Origin of the sequence: Exiguobacterium sp. s133, from assembly GCF_018618595.1 — a bacterium.
GTDB lineage: Bacteria > Bacillota > Bacilli > Exiguobacteriales > Exiguobacteriaceae > Exiguobacterium_A > Exiguobacterium_A oxidotolerans.
In genome coordinates this window covers 115307-136485 of record NZ_JACSMK010000001.1, presented here as the reverse complement: position 1 = coordinate 136485, position 21179 = coordinate 115307, and the positions used below count along the sequence as shown (strand labels likewise).

At 46.7% G+C, this 21179-nt stretch carries 18 protein-coding genes; all 18 read left to right on the top strand.

Translation table 11 applies throughout. From position 1 onward, the window contains the following. The first annotated feature begins 14 nt into the window (after positions 1–14). The gene (gene nusA / locus KNP96_RS00665; protein ID WP_029330738.1) at positions 15–1127 is read left to right on the top strand and encodes a transcription termination factor NusA; all 1113 of its coding nucleotides are present in this window, start codon (positions 15–17) and stop codon (positions 1125–1127) included. A gap of 3 nt (positions 1128–1130) precedes the next feature. Next, on the top strand, positions 1131–1400 hold the full coding sequence (gene rnpM / locus KNP96_RS00660; protein ID WP_029330736.1) for an RNase P modulator RnpM: 270 nt from the start codon (positions 1131–1133) through the stop codon (positions 1398–1400). Further along, positions 1393–1695 carry a YlxQ family RNA-binding protein gene (locus tag KNP96_RS00655; protein ID WP_029330734.1) on the top strand — a complete coding sequence of 101 codons (303 nt, stop codon included), beginning with the start codon at positions 1393–1395 and terminating at the stop codon, positions 1693–1695. Before rnpM ends, KNP96_RS00655 begins: the two co-directional genes overlap by 8 nt. A gap of 15 nt (positions 1696–1710) precedes the next feature. Then, positions 1711–3885, top strand: a complete 2175-nt coding sequence (infB, locus tag KNP96_RS00645; protein WP_251132574.1) for a translation initiation factor IF-2 — start codon at positions 1711–1713, stop codon at positions 3883–3885. Between the two features lie 35 nt (positions 3886–3920). Further along, positions 3921–4262: a 30S ribosome-binding factor RbfA gene (rbfA, locus tag KNP96_RS00640; RefSeq protein WP_029330730.1), complete on the top strand. Its 342-nt coding sequence runs from the start codon at positions 3921–3923 to the stop codon at positions 4260–4262. A 56-nt stretch (positions 4263–4318) separates the two neighbouring features. Beyond that, positions 4319–5227, top strand: coding sequence for a tRNA pseudouridine(55) synthase TruB (gene truB, locus KNP96_RS00635; RefSeq protein ID WP_214768577.1), 909 nt, complete (start codon positions 4319–4321; stop codon positions 5225–5227). 16 nt (positions 5228–5243) lie between these two features. Then, entirely contained in the window at positions 5244–6173 is a 930-nt protein-coding gene (locus KNP96_RS00630) for a bifunctional riboflavin kinase/FAD synthetase (RefSeq protein WP_159172422.1), read from the top strand. Between the two features lie 123 nt (positions 6174–6296). Continuing rightward, positions 6297–6566, top strand: coding sequence for a 30S ribosomal protein S15 (rpsO, locus tag KNP96_RS00625; RefSeq protein ID WP_023468676.1), 270 nt, complete (start codon positions 6297–6299; stop codon positions 6564–6566). Positions 6567–6703: 137 nt separating this feature from the next. Next, positions 6704–8923, top strand: a complete 2220-nt coding sequence (pnp, locus tag KNP96_RS00620; RefSeq protein ID WP_088837342.1) for a polyribonucleotide nucleotidyltransferase — start codon at positions 6704–6706, stop codon at positions 8921–8923. A 74-nt stretch (positions 8924–8997) separates the two neighbouring features. Beyond that, the gene (locus KNP96_RS00615) at positions 8998–10230 is read left to right on the top strand and encodes a M16 family metallopeptidase (protein WP_214768575.1); all 1233 of its coding nucleotides are present in this window, start codon (positions 8998–9000) and stop codon (positions 10228–10230) included. Positions 10231–10292: 62 nt separating this feature from the next. After that, on the top strand, positions 10293–11756 hold the full coding sequence (locus KNP96_RS00610; RefSeq protein ID WP_088837340.1) for a UDP-N-acetylmuramoyl-L-alanyl-D-glutamate--2,6-diaminopimelate ligase: 1464 nt from the start codon (positions 10293–10295) through the stop codon (positions 11754–11756). After that, on the top strand, positions 11753–13012 hold the full coding sequence (locus tag KNP96_RS00605; RefSeq protein ID WP_029330720.1) for a lipid II:glycine glycyltransferase FemX: 1260 nt from the start codon (positions 11753–11755) through the stop codon (positions 13010–13012). The genes KNP96_RS00610 and KNP96_RS00605 overlap by 4 nt, the downstream gene beginning before the upstream one ends. Further along, positions 13012–13674, top strand: a complete 663-nt coding sequence (locus KNP96_RS00600; protein WP_251135700.1) for a M15 family metallopeptidase — start codon at positions 13012–13014, stop codon at positions 13672–13674. Before KNP96_RS00605 ends, KNP96_RS00600 begins: the two co-directional genes overlap by 1 nt. Positions 13675–13827: 153 nt before the next feature. Next, positions 13828–15492 (top strand): ribonuclease J, encoded by a 1665-nt coding sequence (locus KNP96_RS00595; RefSeq protein WP_029330716.1) that lies wholly within the window; start codon positions 13828–13830, stop codon positions 15490–15492. Positions 15493–15561: 69 nt separating this feature from the next. Then, positions 15562–17730, top strand: a complete 2169-nt coding sequence (locus KNP96_RS00590) for a DNA translocase FtsK (protein WP_214765120.1) — start codon at positions 15562–15564, stop codon at positions 17728–17730. Positions 17731–17976: 246 nt separating this feature from the next. Further along, positions 17977–18993, top strand: coding sequence for a BMP family lipoprotein (locus KNP96_RS00585; RefSeq protein ID WP_214765118.1), 1017 nt, complete (start codon positions 17977–17979; stop codon positions 18991–18993). 222 nt (positions 18994–19215) lie between these two features. After that, positions 19216–19935: a GntR family transcriptional regulator gene (locus KNP96_RS00580; protein ID WP_029330710.1), complete on the top strand. Its 720-nt coding sequence runs from the start codon at positions 19216–19218 to the stop codon at positions 19933–19935. Between the two features lie 127 nt (positions 19936–20062). Next, a complete protein-coding gene (locus tag KNP96_RS00575) occupies positions 20063–21130 on the top strand; it encodes a BMP family lipoprotein (protein WP_029330708.1) in 1068 nt (355 codons plus the stop codon). The last annotated feature ends 49 nt before the right edge of the window (positions 21131–21179 follow it).

The window sequence follows — 21179 nt, the reverse complement described above, 5'->3', positions numbered from 1 at the left end:
AAAGGAAGAGAACGATGGGACCACAGTTACTCGAAGCAATCGAGCAAATTGCAAAAGAAAAAGAAATCGATAAGAACATCATCATCGATGCGTTAGAACAAGCATTGATTTCAGCTTACCGCCGGAACTTCGGTAAAGAGTCGGAGGCAGTCAAGGTTGAGTTCGACCAAAAAACAGGAGAGATTCGTGTCTTTGCACTGAAGGAAGTCGTCGAACGGTTGACACAACCGGAAGAGCAACTTTCGCTAGAAGAAGCGCATGAAATCGATCCGACCTATGAACTAGGAGACTTCCATAAAGTTGAAGTCACACCGGGAGATTTCGGACGTGTCGCGGCACAGACGGCAAAACAAATCGTCACACAAAAAATGCGTGAAGCAGAGCGCGAGCGCATCTACAATCACTTTGCGGATCGTGAAGATGAAATCATGACGGGGATGGTCGAACGCCAAGACGCACGTAACCTCTATGTTAATCTCGAGGGAATCGAAGCGGTTCTATCAACACATGAACAAATGCCGAATGAACGGTTCGGTATTCGGGAATACATCAAAGTATACGTGACGAAAGTCGACCCAATGGTGAAAGGGTCTGGCGCATCGATTCTTGTATCACGGACACACCCTGGCTTACTCAAACGCTTGTTTGAGATTGAAGTGCCGGAAATCGCTGATGGCGAAGTCGAAGTGAAATCTGTTGCGCGTGAAGCCGGAGATCGCTCAAAAATCGCGGTCGCGTCAGATGATATCGACCCGGTTGGTGCATGTGTCGGTCAAAAAGGGGCACGTGTTCAAAACATCGTCAACGAGTTGAACGGTGAAAAAATTGATATCGTTCGCTATTCCGATGATCCGAAAGAATACGTGGCCAATGCCTTGAGTCCTGCTCAAGTCGTAGGCGTGTATGTCAACGAACCGGCGAAGGCGACAATCGTCGTCGTGCCTGATTTCCAATTGTCACTCGCAATCGGGAAACGCGGACAAAATGCACGTCTTGCGGCGAAACTGACGGGATGGAAAATTGACATCAAGAGTGAGTCAGAAGCAGAATCGATGGGTCTTCGTGATGTGTTCCTTAAAGATGAAGCAGTTGACGTGGAAGCGGTCCAAGTCGAAGGCGAGGAATAATTCGTGCAAAAGAAGGTACCTTTACGTAAATGCGTCATCACACAAGAAATGAAAACCAAAAAAGAGCTAATTCGCGTCGTTCGAACACCTGACAGTGAGGTTGTCATCGATCTTAATGGTAAGATGAATGGGCGAGGTGCCTATTTAACGAAAGATGTAGCTGTCATTACTAAGGCGAAAAAGAAGCGAACGCTCGATCATCATTTAAAAGTCAAGACGACAGATGAATTGTATGATCAATTGCTTGAGATCGCGGGAGGTATACATGAGTAAATGGGAATCGCTACTTGGTCTCGCGAACCGAGCGCGGAAAGTGACGACTGGAGAAGAACTCGTGCTGAAAGAAGTACGGGGAGGACAAGCGAAGCTTGTCCTCTTAGCAGCAGATGCGGGGGCTGCCACGCGTAAAAAGGTTACGGATAAATGTACAAGTTATCATGTCCCATATCTTGAAGTCGGGGATCGTTCGATTCTTGGCCATGCACTAGGAAAAGATGCGCGTGTTGTCGTGTCAGTCAATGAAGCCGGATTTGCGAAAAAGCTAACTGAACTCCTCTCGAACGACTAATTGGAGGTGGATCCTTTGGGTAAACGTGTATACGAATTCGCTAAGGAACAAAACGTAACAAGTAAGCAGGTCATCGCACAGCTTGAAAAGCTTGAGAAACCCGTCAAGAATCATATGGCAGTATTAGATGAACAGACAGTACAGCAACTCGACAAAGTATTTAATCCCGAGAAACATCGGGCTCAAAAAACGGAGGCTCCAAAACAAGTGAAATCAGACAATAAACCGAACAGACCAGGAACTACTACTAATAAACCAGCAGGCAATCAATCACGTAATACAAAAGGCGGACGTCCAGAATTCGGAAACCGCAACAACCGCGGTGGAAAACGTCGTCCGAACCAGAAAAAAGCAGAACCACGCAAGTTAGAAGTCGCTGACCCGAACTCGAAATCAAGTCAACGGAAAGCAGCACGCCGTGCACAAGAAGAAGCGATGGCGAACGTCGTTCAATACGCGGATAACTTGACGGTCGGTGAACTTGCTGAAAAAATGGCGAAAAAACCAAACGAACTCATCATGAAATTGATGGGCATGGGCGTCATGGCGACAATCAACCAAGATCTCGACGATGAGACGGTTGAATTGTTAGCATCAGACTTCGGTTTCGAAGTTGAAAAATCAGTCCAAGTCGACGAAACCGATTTCGATGCGTATGAACTCGACCTTGATAAATACGAACTCTCGGAACGTCCTCCTGTCGTTACGATCATGGGTCACGTTGACCATGGTAAAACAACACTTCTTGACTCGATCCGTAATACGAAAGTAACAGCGGGCGAAGCAGGTGGGATTACGCAGCACATCGGAGCATATCAAGTTGAAATCGATAACAAAAAAATCACATTCCTCGATACACCAGGTCACGCAGCGTTTACAACGATGCGGGCACGTGGTGCAGATGTGACGGATATCGCAATCATCGTAGTTGCAGCAGATGATGGTGTCATGCCACAGACGGAAGAAGCGATTAGTCACGCTAAAGCAGCAGGCGTACCAATCATCGTTGCCGTCAACAAGATGGATAAAGAAGGAGCGAATCCGGACCGCGTCAAGCAAGAATTGACAGAGTTCGAACTCGTTGCGGAAGATTGGGGCGGCGATACGATTTTCGTACCGGTTTCTGCTCTTAAAGGCGAAGGAATCGATGAGTTACTCGAAATGATTCTTCTCGTCTCAGAAGTTCAAGAATACAAATCAACACCAGAAATGCACGGGCGTGGTACGGTCATCGAGGCGAAACTCGATAAAGGTCGTGGACCGGTTGCGACGTTACTCGTCCAGCACGGGACACTTCGCGTTGGAGATCCAGTCGTCGTCGGTCATACGTTCGGTCGTATCCGGGCAATGGTCAACGATATCGGTCGCCGTGTGAAAGAAGTCGGTCCATCAACACCAATCGAAATTACAGGCTTAAACGATGTACCAAAAGCCGGTGATCAATTCTTCGCGTTTGAAGATGAGAAAAAAGCGCGTCAAATCGGTGAAGCACGTTACCAACGTGAAATCGAAGCACAACGTCGCGATTCGGCGAAAGTCAGCCTCGAAGATCTCTTTGATCGTATCAAAGAAGGCGAAGTCAAGGACTTAAACATCATCATCAAAGGTGACGTTCAAGGTTCAGTCGAAGCCCTCGCTGGTTCACTCAAGAAAATTGATGTCGAAGGCGTTAAAATCAACATCGTTCACTCAGGTGTTGGTGCCATCACAGAAGGTGATGTCATCCTCGCTTCAGCAGCAAACGCGATCATCATCGGTTTCAACGTCCGTCCAGACGGCAACGCGAAATCAATGGCAGATCAAGAAAAAGTTGAGATTCGTCTTCACAAAATCATCTACAATGCGATTGAAGAAATCGAACAAGCGATGAAAGGGTTACTTGACCCTGAATTCGTTGAGAAAATCATTGGACAAGCTGAAGTCCGTGACGTCATCAAAGTTTCGAAAGTCGGAACGATTGCTGGTGGTTACGTGACTGAAGGTAAGCTGACACGTGCAGCAGGTGTTCGTGTCGTCCGTGACAGCATCGTTATTTATGAAGGGAAACTTGATACACTACGTCGCTTTAAAGACGACGTCAAAGAAGTCGCAACCGGCTACGAATGTGGAATCAAGATTGAGAAATATGACGACATCAAAGTCGATGACGTTATCGAAGCCTTCATCATGGAAGAAGTAAAACGGAAGTAACAGAACGGAGAATATCCGAACTGGAGGGAATTCACATGAGTGTACGTTCAAATCGTGTTGCAGAACAAGTTCGTAAAGAGATTACGCAAATGCTCATCAAAGACGTCAATGATCCCCGTGTCAAAGCGATTACCGTAACAGGTGTCGAAGTGACGGGTGATTTACAGCAAGCAACGATTTTTTATTCAGTGCTTGGTGACGAGAAAGTACGCGAAGAGGCACGGATCGGTCTTGAAAAATCAAAAGGATTCATGCGTAAAGAAATTGGGTCACGCATCCGGTTACGCAAAACTCCTGAATTGATGTTCGAGATTGATACATCGGTCGAGTATGGATCGCGGATTGATGAGTTGCTCCGGAACTTGAACAAGGATTGACACATGAACAGGGCAACCACAGGCGTGGTTGCCCTTTTTTTAGGAGATGATGAGAGATGGAACCGATTGGTGTACTACCGTTAGACAAACCAGCGGGTATGACGAGTCACGATTGTGTATTTAAATTGCGCCGTTTGTTTCAAACAAAGAAAGTCGGACATACCGGCACGCTTGATCCTGAAGTCACAGGCGTCTTACCGATTTGTTTAGGACGGGCGACAAAACTTGCACGGTTCATCACGGATGAAGGAAAACGGTATGTAGCGGAAGTGACGCTTGGTTTTTCGACGACGACAGAAGATGCCCATGGGGAAACGGTCGAGACGACTGGCGTGATGCAAGGGGCAGTGACGGAAGCGCAAATCGATTTAGTTCTCGGGCAATTGACTGGGCAAATCGAACAGACCCCGCCGTACTACTCTGCTGTTAAAGTCAATGGAAGAAAGCTATACGAATATGCACGAAAAGGAATCGAAGTCGAACGACCAACGCGCATCGTTGAGATTCACGAATTAAAACGAACGTCTCCTTTGACGTTCGATCACAACACGTGCCGCTTTCACATGGAGATTGCCTGCGGAAAAGGAACATATATCCGGACGCTCGCTGTTCAAATCGGAGAGTTGCTCGGTTATGCAGCGCACATGAGTCACTTGCGACGAACAGCGTCGGGTGCGATTGAAGAGGGTGATACGGTCACACTTGCGATGCTCGAAGGCTGTGAGACGGTCGAGGAGCGGATGGCGTACGTTTTACCAATTGAACAAGTCATTCAAAAGTGGCCACGGATGACTGTTGACGCTGAAACGGCAGCTCGGGTTTTAAACGGAGCAAAGCTTGCAAGCATTCCGGATGAATTCGAACTGTTTACTGTCTATAATGAAGAGGACGTACCGTTAGCGATTTATCGCCGAGACCCTGAAATCAATATGGGGCGTGTCGAGGTCATGTTACAAATCGATTAAGATCGGAGAGATAGGGATGGAAATCATTCATTTAACATATCCGGAAAAACCGGTAGCGGAGTCGGGAGTCATTGCACTTGGATTCTTTGATGGGGTTCACCTAGGGCATCAACATGTCTTGCAAACGGCAATCGAGAAAGGCGAGGAGCTCAATCTCCCTGTCACTGTGATGACGTTTGACCCGCACCCGAAGCAGGTCCTCGGAAAAAGTGACGATCAAATCCGTTACATCACCCCGCTTGATCGAAAGCTCGAGAAGATGGCGGACCTCGGAATCGACCGGGCTTACGTGATTGAGTTCACGATTGCGTTTTCCGAGTTGTCCCCGCAAGAGTTCGTCGATACGTACTTGATTGCGGCGGGTGCGAAACATATCGTCGCCGGATTTGACTATTCTTACGGACGATTCGGAGCTGGAAAAATGGCAACACTCGATTTCCATAGTCGCGGTCAATTCACACACACGACTGTCGCTGAACAGCAAGCAGATGATGAAAAAGTCAGTTCGACGCGGATTCGAAAGCTGTTAGCGGCTGGTGAAGTCGAAGCGGCAGCCAGTTTACTCGGGGAACCGTATCAAATTAAAGGGACAGTCATTCATGGAGATGCACGAGGAAGACAAATCGGCTTTCCGACTGCTAATATCCGTCCGGAGTTTGCGTATGTCATTCCGAAACTCGGGGTATACGCGACACATGTCCATTTAGAAGATGGACGGACATTCCCCGCGATGACGAACATCGGACGGAGACCGACCTTTTATGAAACAGGAGAAGTCAGTGTGGAAACCCACTTACTTCAGTTTGACGAAGATTTATACGGTCAAGAATTAAAACTCGAGTGGATCGCCTATTTACGTGACGAACGGGCATTCGACGGGATCGAGAGCTTAAAAGCACAACTCGCTCAAGATAAAATCGAAGCGGCACGTCGTTTAAACGTTTGACAGAAGAATAGCGGTTCGTTATGATAAGTCAGTACGATCACGTACAGCCGATTGACTTGGCATCAGGTCTCACCATCCGATGCTCGGCAATACGGTCATTCAAAAGATGGAGGTGGAGTGACAATGGCACTCACTAAAGAACGTAAAAACGAAATTATCGAAGCTTATGCTACGAAACAAGGCGATACTGGTTCGCCGGAAGTACAAGTTGCTGTTTTAACTGAACAGATCACAACTTTGAACGATCACTTACGTACACACAAAAAGGATCACCACTCACGTCGTGGTCTCTTGAAAATGGTCGGTCGTCGCCGTAACTTGCTCACATACCTTCGTAACAAGGATGTTGCTCGTTACCGTTCATTGATCGAGCGTCTTGGTCTTCGTCGCTAATCCGACTAAAAGGACAAGTGGAAGCAGGAGCATTGTCTCCTGTTTCTTTTTTTTGCCGATTCGTGGACATTTGGCGCAAGAACCTACATAATTAGATTTGAATGAAAAAACGGATAGTAGTGAGAGGAGATTTGTGCATGTCACAAACAAAACAGACGTTTTCGACCGAACTCGGTGGACGTACTTTAACAATTGAAATCGGTCAACTGGCCAAACAAGCGAACGGGGCAGCGATGATTCGCTATGGCGAGACAGCCGTCCTCGCAACAGTCGTTGCGTCGAAGCAACCGAAAGACTTGGATTTCTTCCCATTAACAGTGAACTATGAAGAAAAATTATACGCAGCAGGTAAAATTCCAGGAGGTTTTTTAAAACGTGAAGGCCGTCCTGGAGAAAACGCGATTTTAACTTCACGATTAATTGACCGTCCGATTCGTCCACTCTTCCCAGAAGGATTCCGTCATGACATTCAAGTCGCGACGACAGTTCTTTCTTCAGATGCGGACAACTCGTCAGAAGTCGCAGCGATGATTGGTGCTTCGATTGCCCTTTCCATCTCGGATATTCCGTTTGACGGTCCAATCGCTGGTGTGACGATTGGTCGCGTTGATGGAGAGTTCATCATCAACCCAACGGCAAGTCAGTCGGAAGCAAGCGATATCGATTTACAAGTCGCAGGGACAAAACATGCCGTCAACATGGTCGAAGCCGGTGCGAAGGAAGTACCGGAAGAAGCGATGCTCGAAGCGATTCTTCTCGGACATGACGTCATCAAAGAATTGATTGCGTTCCAAGAGGAAATCGTTGCTGCCGTCGGGAAAGAGAAATTTGCCTACACGGTGTCATCATTTGATGAAGCACTTGTTGCGCGTCTGAAGACGGAAGCATTAGCAGAAGTCACGACAGCGGTTCAAGTCGAAGAAAAACAAGCGCGTGACGTTGCGATCAACGAAGTCATCTCAAAATATATTGATCTTTACGCAGCCGACGAGTCGGTCACGGAAGCACAACTTGCTGAAGTTTCTGGTGTATTGAATAAGTTCGTCAAAGCGGAAGTTCGTCGTCTCATCACAGAAGATAAAGTACGTCCGGATGGTCGTGGACTTGCTGAAATTCGTCCGCTCGACTCAGAAATCGGTCTCTTGCCACGTGCTCATGGTTCTGGACTCTTTACACGTGGTCAAACACAAGTCTTGTCTGTCGCGACGCTTGGTGTCGCTGGAGACGCACAAATCATCGATGGACTTGGTTTGAAAGAAGAAAAACGGTTCATGCACCATTACAACTTCCCGCCGTTCTCAGTCGGGGAAGCGCGTCCAATGCGTGCACCAGGTCGTCGTGAAATTGGTCACGGAGCACTTGGAGAGCGTGCCTTACAGCCTGTCTTGCCATCAGAAACAGATTTCCCGTATACGATTCGTCTCGTCTCGGAAGTGCTTGAATCAAATGGATCTTCATCACAAGCCTCAATCTGTGGATCAATCCTCGCGATGATGGATGCCGGTGTCCCGCTTAAAGCACCAGTTGCAGGAATCGCGATGGGATTAATTAAAGAAGGCGAAAATTATTCAATTTTAACAGACATTCAAGGTATGGAAGATCACCTCGGCGACATGGACTTTAAAGTCGCAGGAACAAAAGATGGCGTAACTGCTTTACAAATGGATATGAAGATTGGCGGCATCACGCGTCAAATTCTTGAAGAGGCGCTCGAACAAGCACGCCTTGGCCGTTTGCACATTCTTGAACACATGAATTCGATCATTGCAGAACCACGTGTCGAGTTATCGAAATATGCACCGAAAATCGTTACCCTCAAAATCAATCCGGATAAAATCCGTGATGTGATTGGACCCGGCGGTAAAGTCATCAATGCAATCATCGATGAAACAGGCGTCAAGATTGATATCGACCAAGATGGTACGGTCTTTATCGCATCGACAGATCAAGATGGCATTAATCGTGCACGTCAACTCGTCGAGGACATCGTTCGTGAAGTCGTCATCGGTGAAGAGTTTGACGGGACAGTCCGCCGGATTGAGAAATTCGGAGCGTTCGTTGAGTTGTTCAAAGGAAAAGACGCACTCGTCCACATCTCTGAGCTTGCACTTGATCGTGTCGGTCAAACGGAAGATGTCGTCAAACTCGGCGACAAGCTGAAAGTCCGTGTCACAGAAGTTGATGATAAAGGTCGTGTCAACGCCTCACATAAAATCCTTCTCGTTGAAGGAATGAGCGCGGAAGACCGTGCAGCATACGATGAAAAGAAAAAAACAGAGCGTGACAACCGCCCGCCACGTCGGGATACAGGATCTCGCCCACCACGTGACGGACAACGTCCACCACGTCGTAACTAATGAAAACAAGGTGGCTCAACGGTGCGGATGTCGCAACGAGGGCCACCTTGTTTCCGATTCAGGAGGAAACTATTATGGTCGAACGGATACAGCTACAAAACGGAGTACGAATCATCATCGAACGGATGCCGAGCGCGCGGAGCGTAGCAACAGGAATTTTCATCAAGGCCGGCTCACGAACAGAAACGCTTGAGGAACATGGGATCAGTCATTTAATCGAACATATGGTCTTTAAAGGGACAGAACAGTTCTCAGCGAAAGAGATTGCGGTTTACTTCGACCGACTTGGTGGAAATATTAATGCATTCACAAGTAAGGATCAAACGTGTTATTACGTTAAGACATTAGATGAACATGCAGCGACGGCATTTGATGTCCTAGCGGATATGTTCCTCGACTCGACGTTCGACGAAGAAGAACTCGAAAAAGAGAAACGGGTCGTCATCGAAGAAATCAAGATGTACGAAGATACACCAGATGATCTCGTCCATGAACTGCTCGCGATCGCAGCCTATGGCGAGGATGTCATGGCACGACCAATCCTTGGGACGGAAGAGAGTGTTCTTAAAATCAATCGGCAGATGATTACGGAATACATGAAACAGGCGTATGCACCGGACCAAATCGTCATCTCGATTGCGGGTAACGTATCGGATGCTTTAGTGGAACAAGTGAAGGAGCGGTTCAGTGTCATGACACCGAGTGAAACCTCGCGTCCGATTCAGCTTCCCGAACTAAAAAATGATGTAATCCGTAAGGAAAAGGATACAGAACAGGTCCATCTTTGTTATAATTTCCGTGCAATCGATTCTACGGACGATCGTTTACCGGGACTTGCATTATTGAATAATGCCTTTGGAGCGACGATGTCTAGCCGCTTGTTCCAATCCATTCGTGAAGAACGCGGACTGGCGTACTCTGTCTTTTCGTACTACACGACATTTGACGACCATGGGACGTTCACGATTTACGTCGGTACTTCACACGAAACACTGAGGGAAGTCGAAGATGTCTTAGAAGCAGAAATCAAACTGTTGCTCGCGAATGGTTTGACGGATAAAGAAGTTGAAGATGGCATCGAGCAACTGAAAGGTTCACTCATTCTCGGGAATGAAGGAACATCAAGTCACATGAACCGAAATGCACGAAATGAACTTCATCTGGAAAAACACCCGACGTTAGAAGAAGTCATCGAAGAGGTGGAGCGCGTCACTAAAGAAGATATTCAAGGATTGATCACACATATCTTCGAAGAACCACCAGCAAAAGCGTATATCTTACCGGAAATGGAAGAAGAAACCGTGTGAGAGAAGCTCTCAACTAAAAAAAACCATACAGAAAACATGTTGTCGAGAAAGAAGGAATACCCTTGAATTTAGCTGAATTAATCGAAGCCATCCAAATTCAAAAAATTGAACGGATGGTAGATGCGGAAGTCGTCTCTTTGACGACAGATTCACGTGACGTGAAGCCTGGGACATTATTTGTCGCGATTAAAGGATATACAGTAGATGGACACGATTACGCTCGACAGGCTGAATCGAGCGGAGCAATTGCAATCATCGCTGAACACGCGCTCGATGTGACGATTCCTGTCATTCTTGTCAGAAGTACGACGCGGGCAATCGCTGAACTTGCAGGGAAATTCTATGATTATCCTTCCGAAAAAATGCGGATGATTGGCATTACAGGAACAAACGGAAAAACGACGACGACGACGATTGTTCGTGACGTCTTGGCGCGCCTAGGGCGTAAGACAGGAATCATCGGGACCGTCGAAGTGAAGATTGGTGACCGTGTCGTTCCAAGTCGGAATACGACGCCACAAAGCTCGGAACTGCAAGCATTTTTCCATCAGATGTACCAAGAGGGCGTTGAAGACGTCATTATGGAGGTATCGTCGCATGGATTAGAGCTAGGACGTGTCACGGGCGCAGATTTTGATGTGGCAGGATTTACGAACTTAACGCATGATCATCTCGATTTCCATAAGACGTTCGAAAACTACGCCCGCGCAAAAGGGTTATTGTTTGCACAACTCGGACAGCGCCTATCGGATGAAAAAGTAGCCGTCTTGAATGCAGACGATGCGACAAGTGAATTGTTTGAGATGATGACGGGTGCGCGCGTGTTAACATATGGCATTGATCAGCCCGCGGATTTGCAGGCACACAACATTACACAGACACTTCAAGAGACGACATTTACGATGGATTATCAAGAAGAGTCGATTGAATTGACGGTCCAATTCATTGGTCGTTTTAACGTCTATAACTTGTTGCTCGCAACAGGTATCTTATTATCACTCGGCTATCGTTTACCTGAGATTTCGAACGCGATCACTCAGATTCAGCCAGCCCAAGGGCGGATGCAACGTTTACCGATCGACGGGTATAATGTCTATGTCGATTACGCCCATACACCAGATGGAATCGAGCAATGTCTGAAGGCTCTCGTCGATGTCCCGAAAGAGAAGATTATTTTCTTGATTGGAACAGGTGGAAATCGGGATGTGACGAAACGTCCGATGATGGGACAATTGGCATCGACCTATGCCGGGACGGTCATCGTCACGACGGATGATCCGCGCTTTGAGTCTTATGAGTCGATCACATCAGGGATTGCGTCAGGGATGCTTCATGACCAATTCGTCGAAATTGGCGATCGAGTCGAAGCCGTTCGATATGCAGCGAGTCTTGCACGTCCCGATAATATCGTCATTCTCGCAGGAAAAGGTCATGAAAAATATCAAATCATTGGTGACGAAAAAACACCACTCGACGAAGAACAAATCGTCAAAGAGATGATACGCCAATTGGAGGAAAAGCAGTGAATTATCAACCACTTGAATTAACGACAGAACGATTTGAAGCGTTTGTTAAAACACATCCAAAAGGGGACTTATTACAGTTGCCGGCATGGGGAGACGTCAAACAGGCGACAGGATGGACCCATCAGCGGATTGCTGTTGGAACGCCGGACGGTCAACCAATCGGTGTCGCTTTACTCTTATTTAAGCAAGTGCCGAAACTACCGTTTACGTTATGTTACGCACCGCGCGGATTTGTCGTCGATTATGCAAATAAAGAAGCCGTCACAGCACTGCGTGATCTCGCGATTAAGGTGGCAAAACAACATAAAGCCATCGCCATCAAATTGGATCCGAACATTGATCGTGATGAAGACCCGACACTGCTGACAGAAATGATGGCCCTCGGATTTAAGCATAATGGTTTTGGTGGCGGCTTCGATCATGCGCAACCGCGTTTTACGATGGAGACGAGCCTTGAAGGAACGGAGAAAGAAATCTTTGATCGGTTTCATTCAAAGTTTCGCTACAACGTCCGACTGGCTGAACGAAAAGGAATTGTTTGCTATGAAGCGAGTCGTGAAGAACTGAAAACGTTCGCGAAGTTGATGGTCGAAACGGGCGAACGGGACGGATTCTCGATCCGTGGTCTTGACTACTTCGAAAATCTCTATGATCATTTGCGTCCGAACGGGGATGCGGCACTCTTTTTAACAAAACTTGATGCGGCGAAGGCACTTGAAAGCACGGAAGCATTATTGTTACAAGCTGATCGCGAATTAGCAAAAATCCACCGACAGCTTGAAAAGGAGACGACGGAGAAAAAAATCAAGAGTCTGAACAATCGTCTCGAACAGACGACAGCACAAATCGACAAGGCTGAGAAATCAAAAACTGAGTTGATGGCAATTGCCGCGAAGCATCCGGACGGCGTCATTCTCTCAGGTGGATTATTGACGCTTGCCGGTCGTCGTTCTTACTATTTATATGGTGCGTCGTCAAATGAGTATCGTGAGTTCATGCCGAATCACTTGATGCAGTGGACGATGATGCAATATGCCAAAGCGCACGGCGCCGTATCGTATGATTTTGGTGGCGTCAGTGGATCGACGGACCCGGATGACCACTATGCTGGGTTATACGCATTTAAGTCGGGCTGGGGCAGTACGATGATTGAAAAAATCGGAGAATTTGATTACGTTCTCAACAAACCTCTTTATCTTGTGCTTGAAACAGGTCTACCGATTCTGAAGCGATTACGGAAGAAGTTCCGTCGCTAATGAAGAGAGGGACAATCTTTGCCTGGATCTTGTTTTTATTCGCGATGTTCGCGGTCGGGTTGTTTCTTGCCGCTTCAACAAATCGTTTACCGTCTGTTCTACTAGACCAACCAGATTTAGGAATTGACAGCTGTCCCCGGGATGTAGCAGGGGAGAACCGTTTGATTAATGCTAGTCGCGACAACCTCAAACAGCTCCACCCGGCAGTCGAAGCAGGGGCAGAGGATTTGATTCGAATTAGCCACTCTTGCTACGATATAGATATTCGAATCACGCAAGGTTATCGCACTGAAAAACAACAGGATGCCCTCTATGCACAAGGTCGTTCAACGCCTGGTGACATCGTAACAAATGCGCGTGGCGGGGAATCAATGCATAACTACGGTCTAGCGATTGACTTCGTACAAATGATTGATGGCGGGATTTCATATGACATTGACTACGATGGCAATCAATCAGGCAAGAGTGATTGGCGAGAGGTCGCCGATGTTGGTAAAGCCCTTGGATTTGAGTGGGGTGGCGACTGGAAGCGTTTTGTTGATTATCCGCATTTCGAGATGAATTTCAATTATTCTTTAAGTGAATTGAAGTCCGGTGCACGACCGAGTAAGCAAGAAAAGGCCAATCGAACTGAGGAAATCGAGCACTTGCTTGAATCCTGATGAAGCGTCATACCGGACATGTTCTGATTCGGTATGACGTTTTTTTTTAATTTTCCTAGTCCCGTTGTTGGCAGGAAGGCAAAGTTCGGCTAGAATAGTGATAGTGATAAGTGGACGGCTCACGAAAAGTGAATACAAATAGGAGGTCATGTTGTGTCAAAGAAAAAGACGGAAAAAGTAAGCGTCTTTGCTCTTGGTGGGGCTGGTGAAATCGGTAAGAACATGTACGTCGTCGAACTCGACGAGGACATCTTCGTAATCGATGCTGGCTTGATGTTCCCAGGAGATGAGATGCTTGGAATTGACAAAGTCATTCCAGACATAAGTTATCTGAAGGAAAACAAAGAACGGATTCAAGGGATTTTCATCACGCACGGTCACGAAGACCATATCGGCGCACTCAGTTACGTCTTACGTGACTTGAAAGTGCCTGTATACGGGACACGCCTGACACTCGGATTGATTGAAATCAAATTAAAAGAAGCCGGTTTATTGAAGAAGGCAGATCTTCGTCCAATTGATGCCAAGACGAAATTAACCGTTGCGGGACATTTCATTACGTTCTTCCGCGTCAACCACTCGATACCGGATGCGGTCGGGGTTTGTATCCAAACATCACAAGGAGCCATCGTTCATACGGGGGATTTCAAGTTTGACTACACACCAGTCGACGGGAAACAAGCAGATTTCGGTAAGATTGCAGCAATCGGGCAACGGGGCGTTTTATGTCTTCTATCTGATTCAACGAATGCAGAGCGGCCAGGGATGTCCGGTTCAGAGTCGACGGTCGGGTCCGAATTGAACGACGTCATCTATGAAGCACCAGGTCGTGTTATCGTTGCATCGTTCGCATCGAACGTTCACCGCTTGCAACAAGTATTCGCAGCGGCCGAAGCGAATAACCGGAAAGTTGCAGTCGTCGGACGAAGTATGGTCAACATCGTCGAAGTCGCGCAACGTTTGAACTATTTACGGTTCAAGCAAAAAACATTGATTGAGTTATCAGAAATCAATCGCCTCGATGATAACCAAGTCGTCATCTTGACGACCGGTTCACAAGGCGAGCCGATGGCGGCATTAACACGGATGGCACGCAATGCACATAAACAAGTCAACATCCGTCTTAACGATACAGTCGTCGTCGCAGCGTCACCAATTCCAGGGAACGAGAAATCGGTTTCGAAAACAATCGATCTGTTGTTCCGTGCCGGGGCGAACGTCATTTATAACCAACGTAAAGTTCACGTGTCTGGTCACGGTCACGCAGAAGACTTGAAGTTGATGCTCAACTTAATCAAACCGAAGTTCTTTATTCCGATTCACGGAGAATTCCGGATGCAAAAAGCGCATAGTCGTCTCGCACAGACGGTAGGTGTCAATGCAAACAACATCTTCATTATTGAAAATGGTGATGTGGTCGAATTTGAAAAACGTAAAGCACGCATGTCACGTAAAGTGAATGCCGGAAATGTGTTGATTGACGGGATTGGTGTAGGAGATGTCGGGAACATCGTCTTACGTGACCGTCGTCTCTTGTCTCAAGATGGTGTCGTTCTCTGCGTCATCACGATTAGTCGGAAGAACAAAACGATCGTGTCAGGCCCAGAAATCATCTCACGTGGATTCGTCTACATGCGTGAGTCAGAAGATATGATCAATGAGGCTAACCGAATCGTCGCGAAACAACTCCAAGGAAAATTAACGGGAGAACTCGATTGGACTGAAATGAAGTCGTTGATCCGAGATAAGCTGAGTTCTTATCTATATGAACAGACAAAACGTCGTCCAATGATTTTGCCGATCATCATGGAGATTTAACAAGAAGAGCGACTCAGATCGACCAATTCCTGGTCAGCTGAGTCGTTTTTTTATCAGGAGGTAGTATAGATGGCGACGACAAAAAAGAAACCTGTTCGCAAACAAACGACGGCACGGAAACGACCGCCGGCTAAAAAACAACGCCCTCCGATTCAATATCGTACATATGTAGGTGTTTTCGCTGTTTTGTTATTACTAGCCTATCTTCTTGCGTTAGGAGAATTTGGACGAGTCGGTGAGAAGTTCGCCGAGTTCGCTTTTGATACGGTCGGTCAATTCGGCTCGTTGCTTTATGGCTTGTCAGGGAGTTTGCTCCTCTTGTTCCTATCGCAACTCGAGCGACAAAAAAAATGGGCGATCAGTTTACTCGCAGCCGGTCTTTTAATTTGGATTGATTTAATATTAGGAGAGCCGAGGGGTACATTAAATGCTTGGCTCTATCAAGGATCGGCCTATTACATTTCGAGTTTTGGTGCCTTCTTGATTGGGTTGTTTTTAATTGGCACAAGCGTGCACCTGCTTCATCCGTTATTCTTCAGTGAACTGGCGCATGGAATGCTCGAGCGGGTGGAAGCGTTTCGAAATCGTGAGCGATCTTTACCTGAACGCAAGGAGCGTCCTGTCAAAGAGGCTAAAAAACAAAAAGAACGTAAACCACTCGAACGGCAAGCAAAACCAACGACAGCTAAACAGGAGACTGCTGTGCCGTCACTTCCGGAAAACGAACCAGAAGATGCAGTGGAGAGTATTCAAGACGTCCCGATCATCGGGTTCGCGGACCATGTCGAACCGCAGGCGGCTGAACTACAAGGTCCGTTGACGATGACTGAAACACCGGACGGATACCAATTGCCTTCTCTTGAATTATTGATGGAACCGACATCAAAAGATTTATCAGGTGAGAACAAACGCCTCAAGGACAATGCAACGAAATTGATTGCGACTTTAAAGTCGTTCGGGATTGGGGCAAAGGTCTTAAAAATTCATTTAGGTCCAAGTGTCACGAAGTATGAAATTGAACCGCATCAAGGAATCAAGCTCAGTCGGATTACGGGACTCGCAGATGACCTGGCGCTCGCGCTCGCTGCGAAGGACATTCGAATCGAAGCACCGATTCCGGGAAAGGCAGCGGTCGGGATCGAGGTGCCGAATCGTGAAGTGGCGATGGTCTCACTTCGGGAAGTCCTCGGAGCAGAAAGCGTTCAAGCCGATCCTGATCGATTACTTGTCGCTCTTGGACGGAGTATCTCGGGAGAGACCGTGACGGCGAAGTTAAACAAAATGCCACACGTGTTAGTCGCAGGATCGACGGGATCCGGGAAGTCAGTCTGTATCAATGGGATGATCGTCTCGATATTGATGCGGGCACGACCGGATGAAGTCCGTTTGATGATGATCGATCCGAAAATGGTTGAGTTGAATGTCTACAATGGTATTCCGCATCTTCTTGCACCCGTCGTCACCGATCCGAAAAAAGCTGCGCAAGCCTTAAAACAAGTCGTTTCAGAGATGGAACGGCGGTATGAAATCTTCAGTCAGAACGGCGCCCGCAACATCGAAGGCTACAATGCATTGATTGATAAGATGAATGCGGAAGAAAAAGTCCATCAGCGTTTACCGTACATCGTCGTCATTGTCGATGAGTTAGCAGATTTGATGATGGTCGCTTCAAACGAAGTCGAAGATGCCATCATGCGTCTTGCTCAGATGGCACGGGCAGCCGGCATTCATATGGTCATCGCAACACAACGGCCAAGTGTCGATATCATCACGGGTGTCATCAAAGCGAACATACCGTCTCGGATTGCTTTCAGCGTATCAAGTGGAACGGATTCTCGCACCATCCTCGATACGAGCGGGGCAGATAAGCTACTCGGACGAGGGGACATGCTGCTCCTTGGAAATGGGATGAATAAACCTGTTCGTGTCCAAGGGGCGTTCTTATCGGACGAAGAGGTTGAAAAAGTCGTCAACCATGTCATCAGTCAACAAAAAGCACAGTACGTGGAAGCGATGATTCCAAAAGATGTTCCTGAGGGTGAATCTGACGTCGACGATCCGTTATATGATGAGGTTGTTCAGTTCATCTTGACGCAAGATACAGCCTCGACGTCAATGATACAGCGGAAGTATCGGATTGGTTATAATCGCGCTGCACGACTGATCGATGCATTAGAAGAGAATGGTCTCGTCGGTCCGTCAGAAGGATCGAAACCACGCCGAGTCATCGGACGTTAAGTAATAACAGAGAACCAGCGTTCACATAATGAGCGTTGGTTTTCTTTACGTGTAAGAAAATATAAAAAAAAGTCTAAATGAGAACGGTTTCAGGAAAATAGTTGTCAGACGTCTGTTGATTTTATACGCATGTTTTGTCATACTCAGTCATATGAGTTGACCTACCTCTCACAGAGGTAAGTGAGCGACTTTTACACAAATAGATAATGAAAGCGCTCACATAGTTGGAAGAGGAGATGAATGACAATGAAGAAAAAACAGGTACTTGTGTCAGCAATGACGGTAGCAACAGTGGGACTCGCAGCATGTGGAGGTTCAGATGATAGTGCAAAGGGAAACAAGGACGAGTTTTCTGTCGCAATGGTTGCCGATAAAGGCGGAATCGATGATAAATCGTTTAACCAGTCGGCGTGGGAAGGTCTGCAAGCGTATGGAAAAGAAAACGACCTTCAGAAAAATGAGGGTTATTCGTACCTTCAATCAAAATCGCAACAAGATTACCAACCGAACTTATCGCGTCTTGCACGAGCGGGAGAAGATTTGATTTTTGGGATTGGAAATACGTTTAATGAAGATATCAAAACGGTTGCCGATCAGTTTAAAGATACACAGTTTGCAATTATCGATAACGTCGTCGAAGGAGACAACGTGACATCGATTACGTTTAAAGAAAACGAAGGTGCCTACCTTGCGGGAATCGTTGCCGCGATGGAAACGAAAACAGATCACATCGGCTTTGTCGGTGGAATGAAGATGGATGTAATCGAACGCTTCCGGGCAGGCTTTGAAGCTGGGGCAAAATCCGTTAATCCGAACATCAAAGTCGACGTACAGTACGCAGAAGATTTCGCTGCACCTGAAAAAGGACAAGCAATCGCAGCAGGCATGTATGGTAAAGGGGCAGATATCATTTTCCCGGCAGCCGGTGGAACAGGAAACGGCGTCTTCACAGAAGCGAAAAACCGGAAGAAAAATGGAGAAGAAGTTGCTGTCATCGGTGTCGATCGTGACCAACAAGAAGAAGGCATGCCAGAAGATGTCACGTTGACATCTGTCATCAAACGAGTGGACTTAGCGGTCAAAGATACAGCGAATGAAGCGAAAGCTGGAAAACTCACAGGTGGAGAGACGATTCGTTACGGTTTGAAAGAGCAAGGCGTTGACATCATTGAGTCAGAAAAAATCTCGAAAAAGACACTCGACATGCTCGAACAAGCGAAAGAAAAAGTCATTTCAGGTAAAACAGAAGTACCTGAACAATAAGCGTCAAAGGAAGAGCGGGCATTCTTAGGTAGAACGCCCTATTTTCTTCCAACAATAGATACGATATGAAAAGGGTTACAAAAGCGCCAGAAGTCAGACTTCTAACCTGTTACAAAATGATTGCAGGATTGTGTTCGACGTCATATACTTATCTTGGCTGGAGTTCTCATACGTCAGAAGTCTGAGCACTGGTTACAACTAGATAGAGGATGGAGATGCGTCATGTCGATTAAATTAGATCATCGTTTGCTTTACTTACGAGTGATTGAAAAGATTAAGTCTGACATCGATGACGGCGTTTACAAGGAAGGCGAGAAACTACCTTCAGAGTTTGAACTTTCAAAGCAACTTGGCGTTAGTCGAGCGACTCTTCGGGAGGCTTTACGAATTCTTGAAGATGAGAACATCGTCATCCGTAAACACGGTGTCGGTACGTTTATCAATGCAAGACCACCATTCACGTCGGGGATTGAAGAATTGTACAGTGTGACGGAGATGATTGCGCGCGCTGGGATGATTCCAACGTCTGAAGTCTTATCTTCAGAAATGGTTCAACCGACAGAACGTGACCGAGAACGTTTCCAACTTGGTCCGGATGAACTGGTTTATCGAATCGAACGAATCCGACTTGCAGGAGATGTTCCTGTTGTCTATTGCGTCGATAAGATTCCAAGCCATTATATTAAAAATGAAGAACAGTTTACGTCTTCGACTTCACTGTTCGACGCACTAGAAAAAGAACTAGGTCGTCGGGTCACACATGCGGTGACGCATATCGAACCTCGAATCGATCCGAAAATCGCTGAACAATTACATACGGACCAACCCTTGCTCGCGTTGCGACAAACGCATTATGATGAGCTCGACCGATCCGTTCTTTATTCAGCGAACTATTTCCGTGCGGATAAGTTTGATTTCCATGTCATCCGTAAACGTGTATAATCGATTGTTTTAGGAGTTTTACTGAAAGCGCTTCCGCAAACCTACGTAACGCTCCTCATCACCAGCCTCAGGTGCTTGACGTAGTCAGGAACTTTGTATGACCATATTCGAAAGGGGATTATTTCAGATGAAAAAGAAGTCACTTCTCGCATTAGCAGCAACAGGTTTAGCAATGAGTTCGGTACTCGCAGCATGTGGTAGCAACGATGATTCTAAAGATTCAGGAAGCGGCGAAAAAGACGGCTTCAAAGTAGGTATGGTCACAGATACAGGCGGTGTTGATGATAAATCATTCAACCAATCTGCATGGGAAGGCATTCAGAAGTTCGGTAAAGATAACGATTTGGAAGAAGGAACTGGTTACAAATACCTTCAATCAGCAAAACAATCGGATTATCAACCGAACTTACAACAATTAGCACGTGCGAACTACGACTTGATTCTCGGAATCGGGTTCTTGATGGCAGAAGACATCGGTAAAGTAGCGGATCAGTTTGACGACAAGAACTTTGCACTCGTCGATATGGTCGTTGATAAGCCGAACGTCGCGTCAATCGTCTTCAAGGAAAACGAAGGTTCGTTCCTCGTCGGTGTCGTCGCGGGTCTTACTACGAAAACAGATAAAGTCGGATTCGTCGGTGGCGTAAACTCAGACTTAATCAAAAAGTTTGAAAGTGGATTTAAAGCAGGCGTCATGGCTGTCAACCCAGATGCAAAAGTTGAAGTTCAATATGCAGAAGATTTCAATGCTGCTGAAAAAGGACAAGCAATCGCTTCAGGGATGTACGGCAAGAAAGTTGACGTGATTTATCACGCAGCTGGTGGTACAGGACAAGGTGTCTTCACAGAAGCGAAAAACCGTAAGAAAAACGGTGAAGATGTTTGGGTCATCGGTGTTGACCGTGACCAAGTCGAAGAAGGTATGCCAGAAAACGTTACATTGACGTCAATGGTCAAGCGTGTTGATACAGCAGTTGAACAAGTTGCGAAAGATACGAAAGATGGCAACTTCCCAGCAGGTAAAGTCGTAGAATTCGGTCTTAAAGACGGCGGCGTTGATATCGCACCTTCACAAGACAACATTGAAAAAGACGTCTTGACGAAAGTCGAAGACTACAAAAAGCAAATCATCGATGGAAAGATCACAGTTCCAGCAACTGACGATGAGTATAAAGAGTACGAAGCATCACTTTAATAAAATGGAAGCGGGGGTCGCTAGCATTGCGGCCTCCCCTTTTAAACTA

What these genes read in the sequence shown, in the direction of transcription:
- nusA (WP_029330738.1), top strand. Translation starts at nt 15, where the DNA reads ATGGGACCACAGTTACTCGAAGCAATCGAGCAAATTGCAAAAGAAAAA.
- KNP96_RS00655 (WP_029330734.1), top strand. Translation starts at nt 1,393, where the DNA reads ATGAGTAAATGGGAATCGCTACTTGGTCTCGCGAACCGAGCGCGGAAA.
- rbfA (WP_029330730.1), top strand. Translation starts at nt 3,921, where the DNA reads ATGAGTGTACGTTCAAATCGTGTTGCAGAACAAGTTCGTAAAGAGATT.
- truB (WP_214768577.1), top strand. Translation starts at nt 4,319, where the DNA reads ATGGAACCGATTGGTGTACTACCGTTAGACAAACCAGCGGGTATGACG.
- KNP96_RS00630 (WP_159172422.1), top strand. Translation starts at nt 5,244, where the DNA reads ATGGAAATCATTCATTTAACATATCCGGAAAAACCGGTAGCGGAGTCG.
- rpsO (WP_023468676.1), top strand. Translation starts at nt 6,297, where the DNA reads ATGGCACTCACTAAAGAACGTAAAAACGAAATTATCGAAGCTTATGCT.
- pnp (WP_088837342.1), top strand. Translation starts at nt 6,704, where the DNA reads ATGTCACAAACAAAACAGACGTTTTCGACCGAACTCGGTGGACGTACT.
- KNP96_RS00615 (WP_214768575.1), top strand. Translation starts at nt 8,998, where the DNA reads ATGGTCGAACGGATACAGCTACAAAACGGAGTACGAATCATCATCGAA.
- KNP96_RS00600 (WP_251135700.1), top strand. Translation starts at nt 13,012, where the DNA reads ATGAAGAGAGGGACAATCTTTGCCTGGATCTTGTTTTTATTCGCGATG.
- KNP96_RS00590 (WP_214765120.1), top strand. Translation starts at nt 15,562, where the DNA reads ATGGCGACGACAAAAAAGAAACCTGTTCGCAAACAAACGACGGCACGG.
- KNP96_RS00585 (WP_214765118.1), top strand. Translation starts at nt 17,977, where the DNA reads ATGAAGAAAAAACAGGTACTTGTGTCAGCAATGACGGTAGCAACAGTG.
- KNP96_RS00580 (WP_029330710.1), top strand. Translation starts at nt 19,216, where the DNA reads ATGTCGATTAAATTAGATCATCGTTTGCTTTACTTACGAGTGATTGAA.
- KNP96_RS00575 (WP_029330708.1), top strand. Translation starts at nt 20,063, where the DNA reads ATGAAAAAGAAGTCACTTCTCGCATTAGCAGCAACAGGTTTAGCAATG.